This window comes from Thalassobaculum litoreum DSM 18839, from assembly GCF_900102465.1.
GTDB classification, from domain to species: domain Bacteria; phylum Pseudomonadota; class Alphaproteobacteria; order Thalassobaculales; family Thalassobaculaceae; genus Thalassobaculum; species Thalassobaculum litoreum.
Window position 1 is genome coordinate 1 of record NZ_FNBW01000024.1, and the last position, 22,921, is coordinate 22,921.

The 22,921-nt window shown below is 61.9% G+C and carries 26 protein-coding genes; 11 read left to right on the forward strand and 15 right to left on the reverse strand.

Going from position 1 to position 22,921, the window contains the following annotated elements; translation table 11 throughout:
- Nucleotides 1-339: c-type cytochrome (locus tag BLS34_RS24180; protein WP_139189462.1), on the reverse strand; the 339-nt coding region annotated here is incomplete at its 3' end.
- A 691-nt stretch (nt 340-1,030) separates the two neighbouring features.
- Between BLS34_RS24180 and BLS34_RS25675 the strand changes: the two genes are divergently transcribed.
- The gene (locus tag BLS34_RS25675; RefSeq protein WP_139189463.1) at nt 1,031-1,846 is read left to right on the forward strand and encodes a hypothetical protein; all 816 of its coding nucleotides are present in this window, start codon (nt 1,031-1,033) and stop codon (nt 1,844-1,846) included.
- Between the two features lie 135 nt (nt 1,847-1,981).
- Here the strand turns inward: BLS34_RS25675 and BLS34_RS26785 are convergent, their stop codons facing one another.
- The gene (locus BLS34_RS26785) at nt 1,982-2,383 is read right to left on the reverse strand and encodes a YaeQ family protein (protein ID WP_425441474.1); all 402 of its coding nucleotides are present in this window, start codon (nt 2,381-2,383) and stop codon (nt 1,982-1,984) included.
- A gap of 400 nt (nt 2,384-2,783) precedes the next feature.
- Nucleotides 2,784-3,068, reverse strand: a complete 285-nt coding sequence (locus BLS34_RS26100; protein ID WP_175474372.1) for a hypothetical protein — start codon at nt 3,066-3,068, stop codon at nt 2,784-2,786.
- Between BLS34_RS26100 and BLS34_RS24190 the strand changes: the two genes are divergently transcribed.
- The 3 genes from BLS34_RS24190 (at nt 3,003) to BLS34_RS24200 (ending at nt 6,740) form a co-directional block, all read left to right on the forward strand.
- Complete coding sequence (locus BLS34_RS24190; RefSeq protein ID WP_093154540.1) at nt 3,003-5,405, forward strand: heavy metal translocating P-type ATPase; 2,403 nt, start codon at nt 3,003-3,005, stop codon at nt 5,403-5,405. The genes BLS34_RS26100 and BLS34_RS24190 overlap by 66 nt on opposite strands.
- 402 nt (nt 5,406-5,807) lie before the next feature.
- Entirely contained in the window at nt 5,808-5,984 is a 177-nt protein-coding gene (locus BLS34_RS24195) for a transposase domain-containing protein (RefSeq protein ID WP_211228858.1), read from the forward strand.
- A 291-nt stretch (nt 5,985-6,275) separates the two neighbouring features.
- Nucleotides 6,276-6,740, forward strand: a complete 465-nt coding sequence (locus BLS34_RS24200) for a MerR family transcriptional regulator (protein WP_028793134.1) — start codon at nt 6,276-6,278, stop codon at nt 6,738-6,740.
- 44 nt (nt 6,741-6,784) lie between these two features.
- On the opposite strand, the gene BLS34_RS24205 is transcribed toward BLS34_RS24200, so the two are convergent.
- A complete protein-coding gene (locus tag BLS34_RS24205) occupies nt 6,785-8,146 on the reverse strand; it encodes a TRAP transporter large permease (RefSeq protein WP_028793133.1) in 1,362 nt (453 codons plus the stop codon).
- Nucleotides 8,146-8,649 (reverse strand): TRAP transporter small permease subunit, encoded by a 504-nt coding sequence (locus BLS34_RS24210; protein WP_051243863.1) that lies wholly within the window; start codon nt 8,647-8,649, stop codon nt 8,146-8,148. Before BLS34_RS24210 ends, BLS34_RS24205 begins: the two co-directional genes overlap by 1 nt.
- Before the next feature lie 904 nt (nt 8,650-9,553).
- On the opposite strand from BLS34_RS24210, the gene BLS34_RS24215 reads away from it, so the two are divergent.
- Entirely contained in the window at nt 9,554-11,944 is a 2,391-nt protein-coding gene (locus BLS34_RS24215) for a heavy metal translocating P-type ATPase (protein WP_211228862.1), read from the forward strand.
- Between the two features lie 38 nt (nt 11,945-11,982).
- Here the strand turns inward: BLS34_RS24215 and lspA are convergent, their stop codons facing one another.
- From lspA to BLS34_RS24255, 8 genes are all read right to left on the reverse strand, one after another.
- Complete coding sequence (lspA, locus tag BLS34_RS24220; RefSeq protein WP_051243860.1) at nt 11,983-12,450, reverse strand: signal peptidase II; 468 nt, start codon at nt 12,448-12,450, stop codon at nt 11,983-11,985.
- A 5-nt stretch (nt 12,451-12,455) separates the two neighbouring features.
- The gene (locus BLS34_RS24225; RefSeq protein ID WP_245565550.1) at nt 12,456-13,091 is read right to left on the reverse strand and encodes a ZIP family metal transporter; all 636 of its coding nucleotides are present in this window, start codon (nt 13,089-13,091) and stop codon (nt 12,456-12,458) included.
- 445 nt (nt 13,092-13,536) lie between these two features.
- Nucleotides 13,537-14,898, reverse strand: coding sequence for a M23 family metallopeptidase (locus BLS34_RS24230; protein WP_028793130.1), 1,362 nt, complete (start codon nt 14,896-14,898; stop codon nt 13,537-13,539).
- On the reverse strand, nt 14,895-15,521 hold the full coding sequence (locus BLS34_RS24235) for an SCO family protein (RefSeq protein ID WP_028793129.1): 627 nt from the start codon (nt 15,519-15,521) through the stop codon (nt 14,895-14,897). The genes BLS34_RS24230 and BLS34_RS24235 overlap by 4 nt, the downstream gene beginning before the upstream one ends.
- Nucleotides 15,521-15,985 carry a copper chaperone PCu(A)C gene (locus tag BLS34_RS24240; protein WP_028793128.1) on the reverse strand — a complete coding sequence of 155 codons (465 nt, stop codon included), beginning with the start codon at nt 15,983-15,985 and terminating at the stop codon, nt 15,521-15,523. The genes BLS34_RS24235 and BLS34_RS24240 overlap by 1 nt, the downstream gene beginning before the upstream one ends.
- 34 nt (nt 15,986-16,019) lie before the next feature.
- The gene (locus tag BLS34_RS24245; RefSeq protein WP_028793127.1) at nt 16,020-16,679 is read right to left on the reverse strand and encodes a DsbA family protein; all 660 of its coding nucleotides are present in this window, start codon (nt 16,677-16,679) and stop codon (nt 16,020-16,022) included.
- A complete protein-coding gene (locus BLS34_RS24250; RefSeq protein WP_245565549.1) occupies nt 16,676-17,089 on the reverse strand; it encodes a disulfide bond formation protein B in 414 nt (137 codons plus the stop codon). The genes BLS34_RS24245 and BLS34_RS24250 overlap by 4 nt, the downstream gene beginning before the upstream one ends.
- Nucleotides 17,090-17,097: 8 nt before the next feature.
- Nucleotides 17,098-17,703, reverse strand: a complete 606-nt coding sequence (locus BLS34_RS24255; RefSeq protein ID WP_051243850.1) for an SCO family protein — start codon at nt 17,701-17,703, stop codon at nt 17,098-17,100.
- A gap of 176 nt (nt 17,704-17,879) precedes the next feature.
- Here BLS34_RS24255 and BLS34_RS24260 point away from each other — a divergent pair, with 176 nt between their 5' ends.
- From BLS34_RS24260 to BLS34_RS24285, 6 genes are all read left to right on the forward strand, one after another.
- The gene (locus BLS34_RS24260) at nt 17,880-18,308 is read left to right on the forward strand and encodes a MerR family transcriptional regulator (RefSeq protein ID WP_028793124.1); all 429 of its coding nucleotides are present in this window, start codon (nt 17,880-17,882) and stop codon (nt 18,306-18,308) included.
- Between the two features lies 1 nt (nt 18,309).
- Nucleotides 18,310-18,636, forward strand: a complete 327-nt coding sequence (locus tag BLS34_RS24265; RefSeq protein WP_028793123.1) for a YnfA family protein — start codon at nt 18,310-18,312, stop codon at nt 18,634-18,636.
- Nucleotides 18,637-18,982: 346 nt separating this feature from the next.
- Nucleotides 18,983-19,477, forward strand: coding sequence for a hypothetical protein (locus BLS34_RS26315; RefSeq protein WP_245565548.1), 495 nt, complete (start codon nt 18,983-18,985; stop codon nt 19,475-19,477).
- The gene (locus BLS34_RS24275) at nt 19,467-20,393 is read left to right on the forward strand and encodes a cation diffusion facilitator family transporter (protein ID WP_028793122.1); all 927 of its coding nucleotides are present in this window, start codon (nt 19,467-19,469) and stop codon (nt 20,391-20,393) included. The genes BLS34_RS26315 and BLS34_RS24275 overlap by 11 nt, the downstream gene beginning before the upstream one ends.
- Before the next feature lie 283 nt (nt 20,394-20,676).
- Nucleotides 20,677-20,946 carry a hypothetical protein gene (locus tag BLS34_RS24280; protein WP_028793121.1) on the forward strand — a complete coding sequence of 90 codons (270 nt, stop codon included), beginning with the start codon at nt 20,677-20,679 and terminating at the stop codon, nt 20,944-20,946.
- The gene (locus tag BLS34_RS24285; RefSeq protein WP_038013479.1) at nt 20,943-21,242 is read left to right on the forward strand and encodes a type II toxin-antitoxin system RelE/ParE family toxin; all 300 of its coding nucleotides are present in this window, start codon (nt 20,943-20,945) and stop codon (nt 21,240-21,242) included. Before BLS34_RS24280 ends, BLS34_RS24285 begins: the two co-directional genes overlap by 4 nt.
- Nucleotides 21,243-21,337: 95 nt before the next feature.
- On the opposite strand, the gene BLS34_RS24290 is transcribed toward BLS34_RS24285, so the two are convergent.
- The gene (locus tag BLS34_RS24290; RefSeq protein WP_028793120.1) at nt 21,338-21,544 is read right to left on the reverse strand and encodes a hypothetical protein; all 207 of its coding nucleotides are present in this window, start codon (nt 21,542-21,544) and stop codon (nt 21,338-21,340) included.
- A gap of 252 nt (nt 21,545-21,796) precedes the next feature.
- A partial coding sequence (locus BLS34_RS24295) for a hypothetical protein (RefSeq protein ID WP_425441473.1) occupies nt 21,797-22,921 on the reverse strand: 1,125 nt, incomplete at its 5' end.

A 22,921-nucleotide genomic window follows, 5' to 3' on the forward strand; every position in this document is an offset into this window, starting at 1 on the left:
GGAGAGCTGATCCGACAGGGCACTGAACCGGTCCCAATCGCTCCAGATCGCCGGCAGCGCCTCCGACGGGTGGTCGAGGCTGTCCTTGGGAAAGAGCCTGGTCAGCGCCTCGCCGCCATGGCTTTCGATGGTGGCGGCCAGCGACCGGACCCGTTCGGCACCGTAATCCTGCTGACCCCGCATCATCGCGGTCAGTTCCTTCATGGCGTCGCCGAGCGCTTCCATGGAGTCCATGCGCTCCTTCACCACGCCCGAGGCGCCGCCATGGGCGATCGCGGTGGTTGCACCGGCTCCGATCGCAGCCGCCATCGCGACCGCGGCAATCATCTTGCGTTTCATCGTCAAACTCCGTTCGTCGTCGGATCGTTACAGGATCAGTCAAGCGGAAAACGAAGAGCGACGATCGGAGGAGGACAGGGAGGCGCACGCGCGACGTCAAGAACCGGCCGCATCACAAGCGGGAGAAACACCCGACCCGCCTCCCGGACCTGCACAGGACCGCTCTGACCAGGCACATCGAGACCCGCAAGCGAACAGCCGACCCCCAGACCGGCAAAAAACAACCGGGTGGCAACCCACGGCCCCTCCGCGCCGAGCGCACCCCCCACCCCCACCCCACCAACCAACAACTACACCGCAGACACGCCAAAAGCCAGAGCATGAGCCGCCACACCCGATGCAGCCACCAGAAGCCCAACCAGCACAAGCAAGAGCAACAACAGCAAACCGGCCGCGCACAACCCGCCCCGACCTGCCGCCGTGAAGCCACCCCCCACCCCAACCAGCAAAACATCAAGGGCGCCCTGCGCAGCACACCAAAGCACCGCACAAGCATAACGACGACCCCCTCACAGACACCCACAACAACCGCCAGGTCCCCGAAGCCCAACAGAGCTCCATCAACACCCATTAACGGGGCACAATAAAACCACCAACCGCCATCGTCGAGAACAACAAACACACCGGAAAGAAGCCGCGGGCCCACCTCCGACACAGCCCCAGCCCCCCCAGGGCAGCCGGAGCAACAAACATGGAACAGAACCAATCCAGCACGGCAAGAGCGACAAAACACACGAAAGCAAACCTCAACGAAACCGACGCCGCACCCGCCAGCCCGGCCCCCCACAACGGGCAGCCAACACACCCACCAGCCGCCCAGCGCCTGCAACCAAAAACGAGGAAAACCGAACCACGAAAAAAGAGAAAAACGCCTGAAAAGGAGGTCAAGAGGCGCAGTCACGAGCGGAGCCAAAAGAAATGGCAGAAAAGCAAGCCGCCCCTCCCGCGCAAAAGCCGCGGCGAGAAGCGGCGCAACGACCGCAAGATAAAAAACGGGAAACGGTCCCGACCCCAAACCCGGGCACCGCGGCCAGAAGAACCCGACCGCGAGACAAAACACACCACGCTCCACAACCCCGTCCGAAAACGGCAGCCCACAAACGCCGGCGACCCCATAATGCACGCGCGCAAAAAGACCGACGACGGCGACATCGTAACAAATCAACAGCTCCCCGAACAAAAACCACCAAAATGCAGCCGGCGCCAAAAACGCCAAGATCACGACCCGCCCATGGCAAAGGCCCCAAGCGGAATAACAACGAAGAGCCACGCCGTGGACAACGCAGAGGGCCGCCAGGCACGCACCAAGCTCACCACCAGCAACGAGGCACACACCACCAGGGCCAAGGCCCTCATCCAAAAAGTGATGCAAGCTCCAACCGCGCCCGACGACAAGACAGAAGACAAAGACGCGATACGACCCAGCGCGCCCGCCCCCCACAGAGAGACGAACATACCACCCACCAACAACCGAAAAGACACCTTCGCCGTCAGCCCCGGGGAATAACGCAACACCAACCCAGTCGAGCGCGGCCACAAACACCACAAAAACACCCAAACCAACCACAACAGAGACAACCGGAACACCGACAACGAGCCCCACCCCGCCAAACGCCACGCGACACACATCGCCAGCAAAGCGCTAGGAAAAAGCTACCAAGACAAACAAGACAAAACGCCAGAACCCCGGCAAGAACTGACAACACCAGAACTCGACCGTCCCCCAGCCAGAACCAGACACAACCACCAGGACCGCCCAGCCACAGCAATCACCCACAACCCACCCGCGCACAAGCCCGAGCACCACCCAAACAACAACCGCGACATACAAGATCTTCCGCCAAATGCCGGCCACGTCATCCGCGGAAACCCCCTTGACCACCGCAAAAGCCCCAGCGCCATCAAGCCAAAACACGACAAGACGCACAAGCAGACCGACAGCCCGCGCACAAGGAAGGTCAGCCACGGTAAATCGATGGCGCCCAAAACACGGAAGACCCAGGTCCCAGACCCAAACCGCAACAGGCCAAAGGCCGCAAAGCACCGAAACGACTTGGCACAAAACCCCCAAAAAGCCGAGACGTACAGGAGCTGCAAGCCACTCCCCAGAAAAAGAACGGGTCGCCAGCCAACCCAAGATACAACCGCCGGCCGCCGAGCCGCGAACTCCACCTGACCAAGCTCACACCAAACGAAGCCCGCCCGCAGCACGGAAAGCGAACGATCGCCACAACGACCGTCACAGAAGGCCAGACACCAGCCGAGAAAGCGACCAACCAGAAGAACCCCGCCAAACACGAACACGAAAAACATGACCAACATGACCGAGCCCAAGAACCACCCGACCAAAATCATCACCAGGAACCAGCCCTACCCGCCCAAGGACAGCCCCACGACCACCGACCCCACAGACAGGAAACCGACCAAGACCACGAAAGGAGCGACTAGATGCACCACCCGACGAACCGCAACGTCAAAAAGGGCCAGAAGCAAAAAACGAACAAGCCGACAACGAGAACATCAAAAAAGCCAACATCATCAGAAGCCACCTGACCAACCAGGGAGACCAAACCCAAGGCGCAACCAGCCAAGCGAACGAGGCAACCAGCAACAACCAGACCAACACCAAACCCCACACGATCGTGCCCGACCAGCCCCACGGCATGACGGCCAAGCAAGACGCCGCCAAACCCCACCAAGAGCAGCCCGGCAACACCCAACACGGCCACACCGGACGCCGGCGGGAGAGGTTCGCTGCGGCCCCGGAAGATTACATCACGGCGGAGGATCCAGTTTGCGGCATGAGCGTCGACCGCGCCTCGGCGCAGCACATGGCCAAGCACGCCGGAGAGCGGTTCTACTTCTGCTCCGAGCGATGCCAGACCTGCTTCGAGGCCGAACCAGATGCCTTCCTCGGGAACCATTCCGCGCCGGGACCGATGCCGGAGGGGACGCTCTACACCTGTCCTATGGATCCCGAGATCGTCCAGGATCATCCCGGCGACTGCCCGATCTGCGGCATGGCGCTCGAGCCGATGACGCCGACCACCGATGCCGGTCCCAACCCCGAGCTGATAGATTTCCGCCGCCGCCTCTGGATCGGCGGACCTCTGGCGGCCGGAGTGTTCGTTCTGGAGATGGGAGATCACCTAGGACTGCCTCTCGCCGAGGAGCTTGGGCCGACACTGCATATCTGGCTGCAGTTCCTGCTGGCGACACCGGTCGTGGTCTGGATCGCGTTTCCGTTCTTCAAGCGCGGCTGGTCATCGATCGTGAACCGAAGCCCGAACATGTGGACCCTGATCGCCCTTGGCACCGGTGCTGCATATCTGTTCAGTCTTGTCGGCATGCTGTTTCCCGGCGTTTTCCCAGCGTCGTTGTTGAACCAGCACGGGCAGGCGCCGGTGTATTTTGAGGCGGCGGCGGTGATCCTGATCCTGGTGCTGGTCGGGCAGGTCATGGAGCTATCGGCCCGGGAGCGAACCGGCGATGCGATCCGCGCCTTGCTCAACCTAGCCCCGAAGACGGCGCGGCGGATCACTGACGACGGCGAGTCCGATGTTCCCTTGGAGGAGGTCCGCCAGGGCGATCGGCTGCGCGTGCGTCCTGGTGAAAGCGTCCCAGTCGACGGTGTGCTGCTTGAGGGCAGGTCCGCCGTGGATGAGAGCATGATCACTGGTGAGCCGGTCCCGGTCGAAAAGGCAGAAGGCGACGGCGTCACGGGCGGCACGCTGAACAAGTCCGGCAGCTTCATCATGACGGCAGAGAAGGTCGGCGCCGACACCGTGCTGTCGCGCATCGTCGATATGGTGGCAAAGGCGCAGCGCAGCCGGGCGCCGATCCAGGCGTTGGCCGACAGGGTCGCGGGATATTTCGTGCCTGCGGTCGTGCTAATCGCCCTCGCCGCGATGGCGTCCTGGCTGATCTTTGGGCCGAGCCCGGCGTTGTCCTACGCGGTCGTGGCCGCAGTCAGCGTGCTGATCATTGCTTGTCCCTGCGCGCTTGGCCTGGCGACTCCGATGTCGATCATGGTCGCGACCGGGCGCGGAGCCCAGGCCGGCGTACTGATCCGCGACGCCGAAGCCCTGGAGCGCTTCGCAAAAGTGGACGTGCTGATCGTCGACAAGACCGGGACACTAACAGAAGGCCGGCCGACGCTGACCGACGTCATTGCCGCCAACGACGTGGTGGAGAGCGATCTTTTGTCCCTCGTTGCCTCCCTTGAGCGGGGCTCCGAGCACCCGCTTGCCGAGGCGATTGTCGACGGTGCCGAAAAACGGGGTGCGGCGCTGTCAGACACCGCAGACTTCGAGGCCGTGACCGGCAAGGGTGTGCGCGGTACGGTGTCGGGCAAGGCCATTGCCCTCGGTAATGCGGCGATGATGCGCGATGTTGGCGCTGATCCGGAGGCGTTCGCGGAAACTGCAACGTCGCTTCAGGAGCAGGGCAAGACCGCCATGTTTGTTGCGGTCGACGGCCTAGCTGCGGGTCTGATAGCCGTCGCGGACCGGGTTAAGGAGACTACACCTTCGGCGATCCGTGCGCTGCATGAGGCCGGCCTGCGGATTGTCATGGCCACCGGCGACAGCCGACGAACCGCCGATGCGGTGGCCCGTGATCTCGGCATCGACGATGTGCGGGCCGAGGTCAGCCCGGAGGACAAGGGCACTTTGGTTGAGGAACTTCGCGCCCAGGGGCTTAAAGTCGCCATGGCCGGCGATGGGGTCAATGACGCCCCGGCCCTGGCGGCCGCCGATGTCGGTATCGCCATGGGAACAGGTGCGGATGTCGCCGTCGAAAGCGCCGGCGTGACCCTGGTGAAGGGCGACCTCATGGGGATTGTTCGCGCCCGGCGGCTGGCTCAGGCGACGATGGGCAACATCCGTCAGAACCTGTTCTTCGCATTCGTTTACAATGCGGCAGGCGTGCCGATCGCAGCGGGCGTCCTCTACCCAATGTTTGGCATCCTCCTGTCGCCGATTGTCGCCGCGGCGGCCATGAGCCTGTCCTCGGTGTCAGTGATCGGCAACGCCCTGAGGCTCCGCACACTCAAACTCGGAGGTTAAAATGTGCTCCCTGAGGCGCTGTCACACCTTCTGGAGGGCAGAGCGTCAAAAAGTACGCTAAACAACGTTCTAATGACTGCAATCTGGGCCCGTAGGCAAAGTGTATTCGTTCGCCGGCCTGTGGCCAGCGCCTGGAAGACCTTGGCGGGTGTGCCGCGAGCTCCTGATCGACGACGATTGATCACGCTCTCATCCGCGGGTTGGAAACCGCACTTCCCGTCTCCGTCGTTGGGCCTGCCTCTCTCTAAGCACGGGCGCCGGATGATCCTGCCCCAACGTATACCGAGGATTGCCCATCGGGGTTTCCGTACCATTTTCCCCGGTACTTTGGGGGAATCCGGTACGGAAACCCCTGAACAGTCGATCCGAGGGATCGCCGTCGGGCGGAAGAACTACCTCTTCATGGGCTCCGAGGGCGGCGGCAAGGCCGGGGCCATCGCCTACACCCTCATCGAGACCGCCAAGCTAAACGGCGTCGACCCGCAGGCCTGGCTCACCGACGTGCTCGGCCGGATCGCCGAGCACAAGATCAACTGGCTCGATGAGTTGTTGCCCTGGACCTACGCTCAGCACTGCTGAGCGTACCGGCGATCGTCAGACCTGGTCAGATGGGCTTGGCCAGACGCTCACGATCGGGCGTCGCCCCATGACGGTCATTGGAAGCGCTAGATGTTTAGTCCCGGTGTGTGATGGTACGATTTCGTTGACCATCGACAAGGACGGGTTATAGGACAGGTACTAAACGGCAGCGCCACGACCACAGCCGGCCATCGAGATAAAATCCTTGTCAGATCGTTCCAGAACTTGTGCCCTCGCGATCGACACCCTGCGATCTATAGCTATTAGAGATGCAAGAGGAGTATGACGGCCATGACAGTGGTGGAGTTCACCATCGGCCGCCTGGCGAGAGAGACCGGGTGTAAGATTCCCACAATTCGCTATTACGAGCAGATCGGGCTGCTGCCGAAGCCCATCCGCTCCGCCGGAAATACCCGGCTTTACGGCCCTGCGCACAGGGCGCGCCTTGATTTCATCCAGCATTGCCGGGAACTCGGCTTCCCGCAGGCAGCGATCCGGGGTCTGTTGGACCTGACCGATCATCCGGATCGGTCCTGCGAGGCGGTGACCGAGATCGCGGCGGCGCATCTGGCGGACGTGAACCGGCGCCTTGCCAGCCTATCGACCCTGAAGGACGAACTCACGCACATGATCGAAGCGTGCGAAGGTGGCCGCGTCACGCAGTGCCGCATTGTCGAGACCTTGGCGGACCATTCCCACGGCCATTGTCTCGGTCACGATCACGGCGACAAAGGACGGGTGGAGTGCGGCAACTGATGCTGATGGTGGGCCAGATTCCATTATCTTCGAGAGGTCGCCGACTACCGAAGGCCAAGCAAAGACACGGGCAGCCACGTCACGACGGCCGGCATGATCAGGATGAGCGTGATCATCAGCAGTTGAATGGCAACAAGGGGCACGACCCCGCGATAGATCGATAACATTTTGATGCTGTCCGGCGCCGACCCCTTCAGGAAGAACAGCGCGAAGCCGAAGGGCGGGGTCAGAAACGAAGTCTGCAGCACCAGAGCGATCAGCGCCCCGATCCAGACGCGCGCAAGGTGGTCCGAGCCGACGTATTGGCTAAAGTCCAAGGTGCTGATAACCGGATAGAAAATAGGCAGCGACACCAGCGTGATCTCGATCCAGTCAATGAAGAAACCGAGGACGAACAGGATCAACAGCACGATCGCCAGAATCCAGAAATCCGACAACGCCGTACCGTCGAACAGCCCGACGGCAATATCGTCGCCGCCGTAGAACCGGAACACCAGGGAGAACACGCTCGCTCCCAGGACGACGAAAAACACCATCGCGGTGATTTTCATTGTGCGAAAAAGCGCAAGGCGCACCAGCGACGGGGTGAAGCCACGATAGATGAAAATGAGCAGTGCGGCGCCCACGGCTCCCACGGCGGCGGCCTCCGAAGGGGCGACCCATCCGGCAACAATCGATCCAAGCACGAAGACAATCAACCCGACTGGCAGTACGAAACCTCGGACCGCCTGAGCCAGAAGCGAGCGGCCATCGGTTTCGGGAACATCCCCATCGACGGGACGCCGAACAAGGAAATCCGAAGCGACGAAGTAGGTACTGAAGGCAATCGCCAACCCGACGATGGGCACGAGCGGGGCGAGGAACATGCTACCGATCGTTAATCCGAGAGCATCCGAGAGAAAGAACAACATTATGGCGGGCGGTGCGATCACACCAAGCGTGCCGGCGGCGGCGATGGCGCCGGTCGCAATCTCAGGCCGATAGCGCTGTTCCATCATCGTCGGCAGCGCCGCCAGCGCGATGGTCGCAACCGACGCGCCGATCACGCCCGCCATCGGCGCCAGCAACAACCCGATCAAGATCACGGACACGCACATGCTGCCGGGAAGCCGTTTCAACACCCGTTGCAAGAACAGCAGCAACTCACGCGCCGCGCCGCTGATTTCCAACGCGACCCCCATGAACAGCAGCATCGGCACCGCCGGATAGATCAGGTTCTCACCGATGGCGCTGTAGATGCGGTAGGGGACCAGGAACAGCGAAGGGATTGGAAACTCATCGATCATGACGCCGATCAGCGCGAAGCCAATGGCCACACCCGCTAGGATACTGGCGACGGGAAACCCGGTAAACAGAAGCGCCGCGAGCGAGAGCAGCATCAAGACCGGAAAATACTCGACCAGCATCAACGGTGTCCTTCTCTCTCGCGTTCGGGTCGAATAAGACGGCAGACGGCGGCGAGGAACAGAAGCAATGCCCCGACCGGCAGCGCCGACTTGACGATCCAGCGTGCCGACAGGCCAAGGGCGGCACGCGAGCCTTCATCCTGAACGTAGGACAACCAGGCCATTCGCGCGCCGAACCACACCAGGATCAGCGACAACGGAATCAGCAGGGTGATCAGAAGAACTCGCTCGATGCGCGTTCGCAGACGTTTCGATAACCGTTCCCGCACGATGTCCACCCGGACATGGCCGTTCTTGAGATAAGTGTAGCCAATTCCGAACATCACGCAGGCGAAGAAGAAGTGCCAGGTCAGCTCCTGCAAAGGCGTTGAGCCCAACTGGAGAAACCGGCGCGTGGTGATGTCGAAGATGGATGTCAGTATCAGGCCCGGCAGAAACACATAAGCTGCAACGGCACCGCCCATCGAGACGAGCTTCTCAGCGTATCCAAGCAGTGCTTTCATGCTCTCTGGCTTCCATCGATCCCAGCGACACTCGGTTCTAAAGGACGGTCGATAACAAGCCATTCCGCGTCCATTCGCCGAGCCATGAAAGAACCATAGTTTCTATAGTCACTATAGATTCAAGGATAAATTCCGATCCATCTAAGCGGACCACACCGGTAACATGGCCGCCTGCCAATGAACCTCAGCTTCGGCAGCCACGAAGTAATCACAAAGTGGTGGACACCGGGCGCTTACGGTTCACCAAAACGTTTGCCAAGCCTTCGGAGGTCGACGTGCCGACCGGCTTTCCGGCGCGCTGGCGTTGAGCGTAGTCGACTAGGTACGCACTCTGACCATCGACATATTACCGCAGGCACGCCTCCTGGAGCGCCACGACAGTGCGCTGAATATCACCGAGCACCCGCTGCGCAATGCCGTGGTTGAGAGTCATGTCGTCAACGCCTGCCGGAGCGTCGATCTTGCCAACTCAACCATCCTCCAGGCGCCGAAGCCCGAAAGCCGGGCGGACCCCCACCAGTTCGAGCTTCCAACTCGTCCAACGCACCCGTCTCGTCCGATCCATGGATCCCTCACATCTGACCGATCGCGAGAACCCATAAGTCCGTCCGACCGCGGCGTTTGGAAAACTCCTCGGACTTTTGGCGAATGTGGTACGGGAACCCTGAGCCGGGCAATCGCGATGAGCTGTGAGGCCGTGCCTTGGCCCGTCTAAACCAGTACCCGCTTCCAACCGATCTTATATTCCTGACGCCTCAGGTCCCGCAATTTCTTACACCCAACCGGCTGCAACGGAGGGACCGGCAGGAGCAAACTCCACGTTCCAATCGGTCCTAGTTCCTCTTGAAGCTCTAGCCGCTGTAGGGATTATATTTTGTGAGCATCGGAAACTCGAGGCCTGATCATGTCGTCCCAATCCGCCCACAACCAAGACCATTCGCATGTCCCTCCTGTGAAGGCGTGCTGCTCTCACGAGCACGGCCATATACACGATCAGGATCAAAAACATGATCACGGGGGCGCCTGCTGCGGCGCCGATGTAGTGGTCGGACCGGTGGATGCGTCGGGTCGTAGTTTTCAGGTCTCGGGGCTCGATTGCGCGGAGGAGGTGTCGATCCTGAACAAGGTCATCGGCCCGATGGTTGGTGGGGCCGAGCATCTGGCCTTCGACGTCATCAACGGGCGCATGACCGTGCTCGACAGCGCGCAATCGGTACCCGATGACACGATCATCAAGCTTGTTGCTGGCACGGGGATGAGTGCGAGGCCGTGGGACGCAACCAATGCTTCTGCAGATCAGGCTGCGCATCTTGCGCTACAGAAGATGTTCACGATGGCCAGCGGCGGACTTTGGTTCGCCGGATTTTTGTATCACGTCTTCGAAATGGGTTTAGGTGGCGCGCTTGGCCTCTTCGCAGGCCATGGTGAGACACCGATTCCGTTACTCGAGGTCGCACTGTTTGGATTGGCGATCTTGTTCGGAATCTGGCTTGTTGCGCCCAAGGCGTGGTCGTCTGCTCGCAGGCTTTCACCGGATATGAACCTTTTGATGGTGGTCGCCGTCGCCGGCGCCATCGGGCTGGGCGAGTATTTCGAGGCAGCGACGGTGGCTTTCTTCTTCTCGCTGTCCCTTTACCTCGAAAGCTGGAGCGTAGGCCGCGCGCGCAATGCTGTTGCAGCCCTTCTGGATTTAGCTCCGCCCACGGCGCGCGTGATCCGCGGCGATGGGCGCGAAGAGAACATTCCCGCCGCGCAGGTCACCATCGGTGACTCGTTCGTAGTGCTCGGCGGCGACCGCATCCCGCTTGACGGTAATGTGACCGGAGGCATGGGCGCCGTAAATCAGGCCCCCATCACAGGCGAAAGCGCGTTGGTGCCAAAAGAGATCGGTGACGAAGTCTATGCCGGAACGATTAATGGCGAATGCACCCTGACGGTGCGCGCCACCAAGGCCGCGTCTGATACGGTGCTAGCAAAAATTACCCGCATGGTCGGTGACGCTCATGCGCGCCGCGCGTCAGTGGAGCAATGGGTGGCGAAATTCGCCCGTATCTACACGCCCATCGTCATGGTGCTGGCTGTAGCCGTTGCGGTGCTGCCGCCACTACTGGCAGGTGGCGCGTGGGGCTACTGGTTCTACAATGCGCTGGTGCTCTTGGTCATCGCCTGCCCTTGCGCACTGGTGATTTCGACACCTGTCTCCATCGTTGCGGCGCTGGCCGCATCGGCGCGGGCGGGCGTGCTGATCAAAGGCGGCGCCTATGTTGAGGCGCCGGGCCGAACAACTGCACTGGCGATGGACAAGACCGGAACGATCACGGAGGGTGAACCTGAGGTCGCCGCGCTTCACCCTTTAGGTGGCGCTTCTGAGGCCGATCTCGTCGAACTGGCGGCAGGTTTGGAGGCGCGGTCGTCGCATCCGCTGGCGCGCGCCATCCTCGCGCGGGCTGAAGCCTTCGGCATCACTGTAACGGCAGCGGAGGACACGTATACGGTACTGGGCCGCGGCCTTGAAGGGCGCGCGAACGGACGCGCTGTCTGGCTTGGTTCGGACCGGTTCGCACGGGAAAAAGGCTTCGGTGATGCCATCCCGGCGGATTTGCGCGACCGGATCGAAGGGGCGGGTAGCACCCTTGTCGCAGTAGGTGACGAGACAGGCGTAACTGGCATTTTAGAACTGCGCGATCGTATCCGGACAGATGCCAGGAGCATCATCGCGCTACTGCATGCGCAGGGTGTGACGACCATCGTGATGCTGACCGGCGACAACGAACGCACTGCACGGGTGGTAGCGTCCGAGGTGGGGATCGATGAGGTCAGGGCCAACCTTCTGCCCGAGGACAAGGTTGCGGCCATTGAGGAACTAGTGGACACCCACCCTACGGTCGCGATGATCGGCGACGGGGTGAATGATGCGCCGGCCATGGCGCGGGCACATTACGGAATTGCCATGGGGGCTGTCGGGTCGGACGCGGCAATCGAGACGGCGGACATCGCGCTGATGACCGATGATCTCGCCCGTGTGCCTTGGTTGATCCGACATTCGCGACGCACGATGTCGATTATCCATCAGAACATCGGCATTTCGCTGGTGACAAAAGCGCTGTTTGTCGGGCTCACCGCCTTCGGCATGGCCTCCATGTGGGGAGCCATCGCCGCGGATGTGGGTGTCTCACTTCTCGTGGTCGCCAATGCGCTGCGTCTTCTGAAGGGCACGCCGAGTAAACGACAGCCGCCTGCGGGGGGGGCAGTCTCCGGGCACCAAGGTCAGGGGGCTCTTGCTCCCAGTCACTGAGCACGGCGCCGCCCGGTCGATCAGACGGCGCTGGTTCGTCATTTGCGATCTAGCAGAGGACCGACGACTAGTATCACGACACCACAGAAGATGGCCGTGTCAGCGAGGTTGAAAGCTGGCCAATGCGAAGCACCAACATAAAAATCAAGGAAATCGGTGACACCGCCAAGCCGCACTCGGTCCACGACATTCCCAAGCCCACCGCCCAGAATGAGCCCGTAGGCCGTGGCATCGCCCTTGCGTTTGGCGCGAAAGGCGAGATTCACGAGCCAGGCGCAAATCGTCAGTGCGAGCGCGACAAGAGCAAAGGCGGGCGTGTTCCCGAACATGCCGAAACTCACGCCTGTGTTACGATGTAGCACGAGACTAAAGCCCGAAAACACGGCAACGCCATCCGTTAGCGAGTCCCGGTGGGCGATCGCAATCGCCTTGGTCGCCTGATCAAGCGTCAATGCGAAAACCGCGGCATATGCGGCGAATACGAATGGTGTCCGGGGTTTCCTCATGCCCATCATCCCAGCCAGACGTCGAGGAAGAGCATGATCACGAGCCCAATGGCGAGGCCCAACGTCGCCTTGTTCTGGTGGCCGCTTCGGTGTGTCTCGGGGATGATTTCGTGACTAATAACGTAGAGCATTGCACCCGCAGCGAAGGCGAGCCCCCACGGCAGGAGCGGTTCAGACAGGGAAATGATACCGGCGCCAAGCACGCCGCCGATCGGTTCGACAAGGCCGGTCATAGCAGCGATGCCCCAGGCGCGAAACCGGGTATACCCTTCGCCAAGAAGCGCTACGGCCACCGCCAGCCCTTCGGGCGCGTTCTGAAGACCGATGCCGATCGCGAGCGGCAAGCCTCCCTCCACACCGCCTGACCCGAACCCAACGCCGACTGCCAGTCCCTCAGGAAAGTTGTGAATCGTGATCGCGATGATGAACAGCCAGACACGCTTGAGCGACGCCCCCTCGGGCCCTTCACGCCCGGAACGGAAATGCTCGTGCGGCAGTTTCTCGTTCATCAGAGCCACTGCGCCCATACCGATAAGGATCGCCACACAGACGATGGCGGCCGGTACGGCGCCGATTTCGAATCGCAGCTCCGCCGCGTCGAGCGCGGGAATAATGAGCGAGAAGAACGAGGCTGCCAACATCACACCAGCCGCGAAGCCGAGCGATAGATCCCGTGTGGCGCGCGACGGAACACGCCCGAACAGGACCGGAATGGCCCCGACTGCTGTGAGCGACCCGGCTGCCAGACTGCCCAGGAGACCCAGAGCAATTGGAGGGAGGTCCATCACAATTGGAACCATCCGACATTAAATGCGCCGAAAAGCAATAATGATAAGCGAAATTCATATGGCAATGTGATTTGCGCACAATACAGGCGATAACTAATTAAATTTTTTACAAGGTAGTATTTAAAATATCTGCAACCACTATTCATTGTGCCTTGTGCCTTTGAGAGGCTGTTCATTGAGTGAGGGTCCGACTTCATTCTGACCAAACGTCATTGCACAGATTCGACCGCGGAGTTTGCACCTGCGCATGTGCGGAACGAAATGCGCGCACCAAAGCGGCAAGATCTCGTTTCATCAATCAGAGGCTTTCGATGGTGTTACGTGCGATCACACGCGCGAGTTGTTCGTCAAGACGGGCGCGCGCATCTTCAAGACGGGTGAGAGCCGCATCACTGGCGGCAATCTGTTCCGCGGCCTCGGCAAGACGGTCATCCGAAAGGGGGTCGGTCGGTCGACCGTTCACGCGCACCTCGTAGTGCAGGTTGGGCCCTGTCGCAGTGCCAGTTGCGCCGACGCGCCCGATGAGGTCGCCCGCCGCAACACGGTCGCCCCGGGATAGTCCGTCGGGGACAGCGCTGAGATGCGCGTAAAGGGTTGTGGTCTCCGACCCATGCGCAATCTCTACTGCGCGGCCATAGCCCCGGCGTGAGCCGATGAAACTGACTCGGCCTGGTGCGGTCGCGTAGACCGGGGTACCGCGCGCGACCGAGAAATCGACGCCCGTGTGCATTCGCGTGTCGCCGTAGACGGGATGTGTCCTGCGCCCGAAGACGGAACTGGGTCGCGCGCCCTCGACCGGCGGCGCGAAGACGCGCACCACGGCCCCATCGCGATAGATCGTCGCCAACCCGGTGCCGTCTTCGGGCCAGATGATCTCAAACAGCGTGTCGCCAATTTCGAGTGCCGCGAATGTCAGGTCCGGATGGCCGACGATGTCGTTGCCGATACGCGCCTCGCGCCACATCAGCCGAAGGGTCTCGCCGCCCGCAAGATCTCGCCGGAAATCCACGAATCCGCCCAGCATCTGCGCCAGATCGACCGCGAAGCGCGCCGGAATGCCGCCCGCGTCGAGCGCGGCGAAGACCGAGCTTTCGATATGGGCTTCAGCAGCGAGGGTAACGATTTTGGGATCGGGGGCGACCACGTGCGTCGCCATCTGTTCGTCGAAGACAGCTTCTATCCGGACACCGTCGTCCACCTCCAGCACGACGCGGCGGGGGCTACCGTCGTGCGTCGAGACCACGCTCAGAGAATGGCCCGGACGTAGTCGGAGCAGGTCGAACTCTGCCGCAAGCGCGAGGGCGACTTCGGCGCGAACCTGGGCAGCAAGACCCGCCTCCACGAGCAACCCGTCGAGCGTCTCGCCCGCAGCGATCTCACGGGACCATGTCCGGAGCGAAGGCTCGATCTTCGGAAGCGATGGCGCGACGACCACGACAGACGGCAGAGCGGGCGAGCTGACCATCGGAGCGGTGTCCGAACGGGCGAGGGTCGGCGCGAGGACGGGCGCCGGTACGGACAACGACTCAGGGGTCCAGAGGGCGGCCTCGGCAAGGGCGGGCGGCACAGGGTCTCTTGTCCAGTTGCCCGAAAGTGGGAGGGCGGTCGCAGACACGCTTCCCGCCGTCACGATTCCGATTGCCAGATACTTCAGCTTCATGTCGCCCCCTCGGTTCCTTCTTCCAGCGCACGGCGGATCTTCGGCACTGCGAACTCCCTTGGTTCGTGATAGTCGATCATGCTGACGAAACCGCCGGCCGCGTCGAACAGGAACACGCTTGCCGTGTGGTTCATGGTGTAGTCGCCGCCGTCGATTGGAACACGCTCATACGTCGCTCGGAACCCTTCCGCCGCGCGCGCGATTTGATCTTGCGCACCGGTCCAGCCACGGATCGCCGGATGGAAATAGCTGACATATTCAGCCATAGCCTCGACGGTATCCCGTTCCGGATCGACGGTGATGAAGATCACGTTCATCTGCGCGGTATCCTTGCCAAGCGCATCGAGCCAGCCGGAAATGTCCGACAGCGTGGTTGGGCAGACGTCGGGACAGAACGTGAAGCCGAAGAACACCATGGTCGGACGGCGGACCAAGGTCTCCGGACCGACCCGCTGCCCCTCGTGATCTGTGAGACGGAAATCCATTTCCGTCAGCTTCAGCGGAAGCCGCCCTGGAGGTTCGGGCGCGCCGGGACCGTCCACCCGCCACCAGCCGACGAACAGCGTCAGCCCCATGGCGCCCAGAGCAGCGGCGCCGTATCCAAGAGCCGCTCGGCGCCGCATCAGCCCTCCGGTCCGCGCGCCGCGATTCCGAGGATCGGCACTACGACCGTTATCTTCCCGCCGTCCGAGAAACTCAACGCCAGCGGGAAGCTATCGCCCTCGGTCATCGGCCCCTGCAAACCCATGAGCATCACATGTAGCCCGCCGGGCGCAAGTTCCACCCGTTTGTCCGGAGCGATCGTGATCTTGCTTGCAGGTGCCATCGAACTGACCCCATCGGAATTGGTCGTCGTTTCGTGAATTTCGGACATCATGGAGAGCGGCGTGGCGAGGCCGGTCAGCATGACGGCCTCGTCTCCAGTGTTGTGGATCGTCATATAGGCCGCGCCGGGTCGATTGCCCCCGATGGAGGCGCGCGCCCATGCGTTTTCGACGACGACATCCTTCGACCCGGCAAGGGCCACACCGGATGTAAGTGCGAGTGCGGTGAGGGTCGCCAGCAACGGGATGGTGAGCTTGTTCATTCGCGGGTATCTCCCTGTCTCATGCGCGTCATGGTCACGAGCCGCCCGCAGCCACTTCCTCGGCCACCAGCGCGCGCAGTTCAGCTTTGCCGAATGGATCGAGGAGCCGACCGTTGACGAAAAACGTGGGAGTCCCGCGCACGCCCATGGTTTTAACATCAGCGCGGTCCTGGTTCAGGATTGCCACAACGTCCGGCGCCAGCATCTGGGTGCGAGCGGCTTCGGGATTCAGTCCGGCGGTTGCCGCGATTTCCAAGATGATCCCCGGAGCAACCCCGCCGTGCGAGGCCCATCGCGGCTGCTCGCGCAGGAGCGCCTCCATCACGGGTTCGTAGACATCCTGCAAGCGGGCCGCCTCGAGCACGCGGATGGCTTCCTCAGACGCTTCGCCGTGGAACGGCGTGTAGCGGATCACGACGCGCACCGCGTCGCCATGCTCTTCCATGATTTCCTTGACCACCGGATAGAAGGCGCGGCAGGCCTCGCAGGCCGGATCGAAAAACTCGACGATCGTGACAGGGGCATCCTCGGGTCCGAGGATCGGGGAGTAAGACCGCAGCAGCGCCTCGCTCTGTTCGGGCGGAACCGTCGCGGTTGCGGCGACGGACGCGGGACGTGTCGTGAACCAGGCCGCTGCGGCGAATACGGCAACAGCGACAGCAGCGACCGAGAGGATGAGAAAGCGGCGGTTCATGGGTGCGGGTCCTTCAGAGACAGGGCCGACAGGCTCGCGGTGAGCGTGAAGGCGACAAGCGACAGGAGCGGGATCGGAACCCCGAGGATCAATTGATTGGTATCGGTGCAGGAGGGGCCGGTCGCCGTGCAGGGCTGAACGGGCTCCGGGATGACGCCGACGTAAAGGCCCATGTGCCACAGCGCGAGGGCCCCGCCGCAAAGGCTGAGCGCCACGCCATAGCGTCCAACGCGGGCGTCGCGCCACCACAGGCCAAGGCCCAGAACGATGGGCAGCGGGAACATGAATGCGCGCTGATACCAGCACAGCAGACAAGGCATCTGGCCCAGCACCTCGCCGATGAACAGCACCGAGAGAGTGGCGATGACCGCAACGATCCATGCCGCCGCAAGGGCCGTATCTCCCGTCACTCTCGGGATCATCCGGCGACGCGCCCGCTCAGATCGGCAAGGATCTCCTCGGCCGGGGTACCGTAGCTCCAGGCTTTCACGTAACCGCCCTCGGGGTCGAACAGAAAGAGCTGCGAGGAATGGCCCATCGTGTATCCGCCGGGCGCCGCGACCTCCTTGACCTTTTCATAGAAGATGTGAAAGCTGTCGGCTGTCCTGTCTATCTGGTCGGGCGTTCCGGTCAGGCCCACGATCCCGGCCTCGAACCTCGGCACGAAATCCGCGAGAACCGATGGCGTGTCGCGCTCGGGATCGATGGTAATGAAGAGCGGCTGAACCTGCGCCGCATCCTCGCCCAGCCCGTCCATGACGGCGGCGACCTCGGCGAGAGTCGTCGGGCAGATATCGGGGCAATTGACGAAGCCGAAAAAGACCAGCATCCAGCGGCCCGAGTAATCATCCTCCGTGCGCGCCATCCCGGTGTGATCCGTCAACTCAAAGGTCGCGCGAAACGCAGGCTCAACCTCGGCGGCCTGATCCCTGCGGTAATCAGCCCAGAGCTGCAACCAGACAAAAGCAAGCGCTGCAACGCCCACGAGCGCCCAGAGGATTTTTTGAAGAACGGTCAGTCGCAATGCACTTAGCCTGCCTATGATTTCTGAATTCTTGGCTGTTTACACCCTCAAGCAACTAGAGGTTCAACCCGTTTGTTCAGTCATCTATGTCGGCTTCGCGGACCTGTGTAGAGGCTGATAGCCTTGCCAACCCGTACCGCAAAACCTATTAGGACCTAAGCATTGCGGAGGCACCCATGCTGACGATCGGTAATCTGGCCAGGAAAACCGGCACTAAGGTCCAGACCATCCGCTATTACGAGCAGATCGGTCTGATGCCGGAACCTGGCCGGACCGACGGCGGCCAGCGCCGCTATGGCAACGCCGAGCTGGACCGGCTCGCCTTCATCCGGCACGCGCGTCAGTTGGGCTTTTCTCTCGAAGCGATCCTGGAACTGCTGGACTTGAGCGATCACCCCGATCGCCCCTGCCACGAAGCCGACACCATTGCGCGCAGGCAGTTGAAGCAGGTCGAGCAGCGCCTTGCGCGACTGGAAGCCCTGCGTACCGAACTCAAGCGCATGGTTCATGAATGCAGTGGCGGGCAGACGGCCGATTGCCGCGTGCTGGAGGTGCTGCGTGACCACTCCGAGTGCCTGACGGAGCACGATGAGATCGGCGCCTGAAATGCCGGCAGTATTCGCCTATCCGCTTGCGGCCTTGGCCGAGATTGCCGGATGCTTCGCCATCTGGGCTTGGTGGCGTCTCGGCGCGTCCGCCCTTTGGCTGGCGCCCGGCGTGGCCGCGTTGGTGGCCTTCGGCTGGCTACTGGCACAGGTCGACACCGTGGTTGCAGGACGCGCCTTTGCGGCCTATGGCGGGGTCTATATCGCGGCATCGGTACTGTGGATGTGGCTCGCGGAGGGGCACAGGCCGGATGGATGGGACATCCTCGGCACTTTGGTTTGCTTGGTTGGCGCCGCAATCATCCTGGCCGTGCCGCGCGGTGAGTGAATTCAGGGCTTGAGGCTACAGTCGCTGCAGCAATTATCTCTCTTCCTGACCGGTTCGAGGAGAGATGTCATGACCCACGCAGACCTATTGCTTGCCCCCACGCGGCTCCTCGATTTTGAGAGCACGACCATCGCTGCGCTGTTGCACGCGCTGGGCTGGAAAGCCCTGCCGCCTTACGAGCGGATCGGTGCCATCTACGATTTCGTCCGGAACGAGATCGCCTTCGGCTACAGCCGGGCTGACGACATTCCTGCATCACAGGTGCTGGCGGATAGCTTCGGCCAATGCAACACCAAAGGTACGTTGCTGATGGCGCTCCTCAGGGGGGGCCGACATCCCGTGCAGATTGCATGGCTTCACCGTTCACAAGGCGCTCCAGCGCGGTGTCGTCCCCGAGCTTGTCTATCCGGTCGCGCCCGCGGAAATCTTCGATTCCTGGATCGAGGTGGAAGCCGGCGACACGTGGATCGGCCTTGAGGGTTTCATTCTCGACGCGCCTTACCTCGCAGCGTTGCAGCGGGGGTTCAGCGGCTCGGACAGCCTCTGCGGCTATGGTGCGGGAACCGAGCGCCTGAGCCGCCCGCCGGTCGAATGGGCGGGGGCCAGCACGTATATCCGGAAAATTGGCATTGCGCGGGACCTGGGAACATTCGAGACGCCGGACGAATTCTTTAATGTGCACCGGCAGGAGTTTGGCCAGTTGCGCGATTGGCTCTATCGTCACGTTGTCCGGCACTGGATGAATGCTCGGGTCCGCAGGATCCGCGACGGGCGTCTGCCACTCAAGCCGGGCATTGACCGGCTCAATCACCGCCATGAAGGAGACGCCCATGCCGCATGATCATGGCGACGCCCACATCGATCCCCACTCCGGCGATCGCCGCGTCTCGGTCGCAATCTGGGCAAATGCGCTTCTGACCGTTGCGCAGATCGCTGGTGGCATCCTTTCGGGCAGCCTCGCACTGATCGCGGACGCGCTGCACAACTTCTCGGACATGGCATCGCTGGTGATCGCTTTCGCGGCGCGTAAGATCGCGCGGCGGCCTGCGGACGAGCGAATGACCTTCGGCTACGGCCGGATCGAGATCGTCGCCGCGCTCATCAACTACACCACGTTGATCCTCGTCGGCTTCTACCTGATCTACGAAGGCGGGATGCGGATGATCGATCCGCCCGAGGTCGCCGGCTGGACGGTCGTGATTCTGGGCGGCGTGGCCTTGGCGGTAGACACGCTGACAGCGTTTCTCACCTACTCGATGCAGAAGGGAAGCGTAAACATCCGCGCATTATTTCTGCACAACCTTTCGGATGCGCTTGCCTCCGTGGCGGTCATCCTCGGCGGTGCGCTGATCATTCTCTACGACATGCGATGGGTCGATCCGGCGATAACCATCGGTATCGCGTTGTATATTCTTTATCTGGCTTTCACGGAGATCGGCGGCCCCATCCGTACGCTGATGCTGGGCAGCCCACCTGACATTGACAACGGCGCTGTCGTTGACGCCATCCTGGGCGTCGCCGGCGTTGCAGGAATCCATCACGCGCATTTTTGGCAGATGCAGGAACACGCCGCCGCACTCGATTGCCATGTCGTTATCAAGGCTGGTTCCTGGGACCGGGTCGAGGACATCAAGGACGAGATCAAGCGCGGGCTCTACGACGAATTCGGTATCGCCCATTCGACACTCGAGTGCGAGCGTGAGGAACGGGCTCACCAGAACGCGAGCCTTTACGGGCATGAATCGACTCCAGAGTAGGACTTTCCGTACCAGTTTTGGGGGAATCCGGTACGGAAACCCCCGCTCGTGCGAACGAACCTTGAGGTGACCCCGAACAATCCCCGGTACTTTCGGAAAATGGGTACGGAAACCCTGTCCTGGGGTGAGCTGGCGGCCCACGCCTATTGCAGCAACGACCTCATGGACGTGGACCCAGCCCAAGCGAAGCCGCCTGTCGTTCGTGCCAAACGACAGAAACAACAAATGTTGTCAAGGTTGGCAAGGCTTGCTATGTTAGGTCACCAAGCTCATGGAGGCGGCAATGCCCCGTCTGTCGATCGATATCAGCCCCCAGGATCACCAGCAGCTCAAGGCCATGGCCGCGCTGAAGGGGCAGAGCATCAAGGACTACGTGCTGAGCCGTGCGTTAGTCGATATCCCCAACCCGGCCGCAATGACGGACGCCGAGGCGCTGCAGGCGCTTAAGGAATTGCTGACCCCGCGTCTCGCTGAGGCCGATGCGGGTCAGGTCGTGACCGCGACTGCCGCCGACATCAAGCGAGAGGCGCGGGTCCGCCAGGGACGTAGATGACAGCCTATCGCTTCACGCGATCCGCGCGGGAAGACCTCATCGACATCTGGCTCTACACGCAGGAGACATGGGACGAGGTCCAGGCCGACGTCTATCAAGATGCGCTTCATCTCTGCTGCGAGCGGATTGCGGCTGGCGGAGTACAGGCCAGACATGTGCCTGGGCTCGACGGGGTGAGGGCGTATCGTTGCCAGCACCATTACCTGTTCTTCGTCGAACAAAACTCGGCCGTCATCATCCTGGCCGTGCTTCACGAGCGAATGAACCTGGTCGAGCGCCTGCGCGATCGGCTCTGACATCGGCTCGCCAACCTGGGGTTTCCGTACCACATTCCCCCGTACTCTCGGAAGAATGGCACTGAAACCCTAACCAACCCGCCGGCCATCCGAATTCAGAGCTTGCCAGAGCCGGAGGTCTCCGCCAGATCGCGATAGGCATCGATCAGCAGACGGCTGCTTGCCGTAAAATTCGCGTGTTCGCTATCCAGCTTCTCAAGTGCAGCGAGCATGAATTCGGCGATGTCCGGCCGGTCATGCCGACAAGCACATCTGAACACGCGCAAAATATCGCGCTCCAACCGGTCGATTGTCGAAGTCATCGCTGCTACCTCCCTATTGATATGGAGCCTGCGCTATCCAGCGATGGGAGGGTCAAGTCACGATTTCAACAATCTCTCCAAGTCGAATTCATCCGATCGAAGGGTGGTGTCTCAGTTTGAAACCGAGGGGGATTGACACGGTATCGAACTGGCGCCGGGCTTCCTATATGCTTAGAGGTAAGCATATGAGGTAGGCATGAACAAAAAAGATAAATTGAAGCGCGACATAGGGGACTGATTGGAACGTGGGGGTCAGGCCGCTTGCCGGTTTGTCGTTGGCGTCTTGAGCGAGGCTTGGTTCATGAAGTTCGCGCGTACGGTGACGACGGCGTGTGCGCCGGCGGTTGACCAGCGCATCTGCTGCAGTTTGTTCATGCGCCGGTTCACCAAGGCATTCGCCAAGCCCTCCGAGGTCGATGTACCGACCGGCTGCGCGGCCCGCTGGCGCCGGGCGTAATCGACCAGATAGGAGCTCTGGCCATTGATGTAGTCTGCGAAATTGCCGATGGCTGTGCGCAGTCGCCGGGCTGGCGCTGCCGTTCGGCCGGACCGTGCCCGACCGGCATCGAAGGCGCGCAGTCGGCGCTCGATCTGCACAAGCGCATCGCGGGCCCTGTCTGTTTGGCCGTTCCAAAGCCGCCAGTGCAGGCTGTCGAGCAGACGCCCGATCGCTGGCCGAGCGCGGTACTCTCGTTCGGTGAGGACGCGCAGTCCCTTGGCCGTGGTCTTCGCGACCTGCACGCGCCGCGCCAGGTGCGGCCAGTCGAGAACGGGCCGCTCCTCGATGTTCGCCCTCAGAAGGTATCGGCGCAGCATCTTGTCGCCGTCCGTAAAGGCGGTGACCGCCGTCGCATCGTGCCGGCCGAGCTGACGAAGAGCGTCGACGATCAGGTCCGCCGGCATCTCGAGCGCCGCGATCGCCCCGCCGATCCGGTGGCTCCGCCCGTTGTCGGCGACACCGATGCCGATCAGCACCTCGTGATGGCGGGGTCCGCGGGTCGCACAACTGCGCACGAAGGTGGTGGCGACCCCAAGGTCGATCGACCGCGCCGGCGTCTCGGTCCTGGCTTTCCCTAGCGGTCGCGCCGAGATCCGCTCCGCCTCGTCGAATATCCGCCGTCGCACGGTGTCCGCACATCCACCCGATGCCTGCGGGAACAACTCTTCGACCAACCCGGCGGCCGCGCGGAAGCTCATCCAGGCACCGAGGCGAGCCAACAGCAGCCGGTACTCTGCGGTCGAGCGTGCCGATCCGGCCAGCAGTGGCGACACTGGTTCCACTCTCCCGGTGCGCATGAGGCGTGGGACACGGATCGTCAGCGTGCCGTGGAGGCTCTGGATCCTGCGAAGCCGGTAGTCCTTCAGCCGCACCGTCGG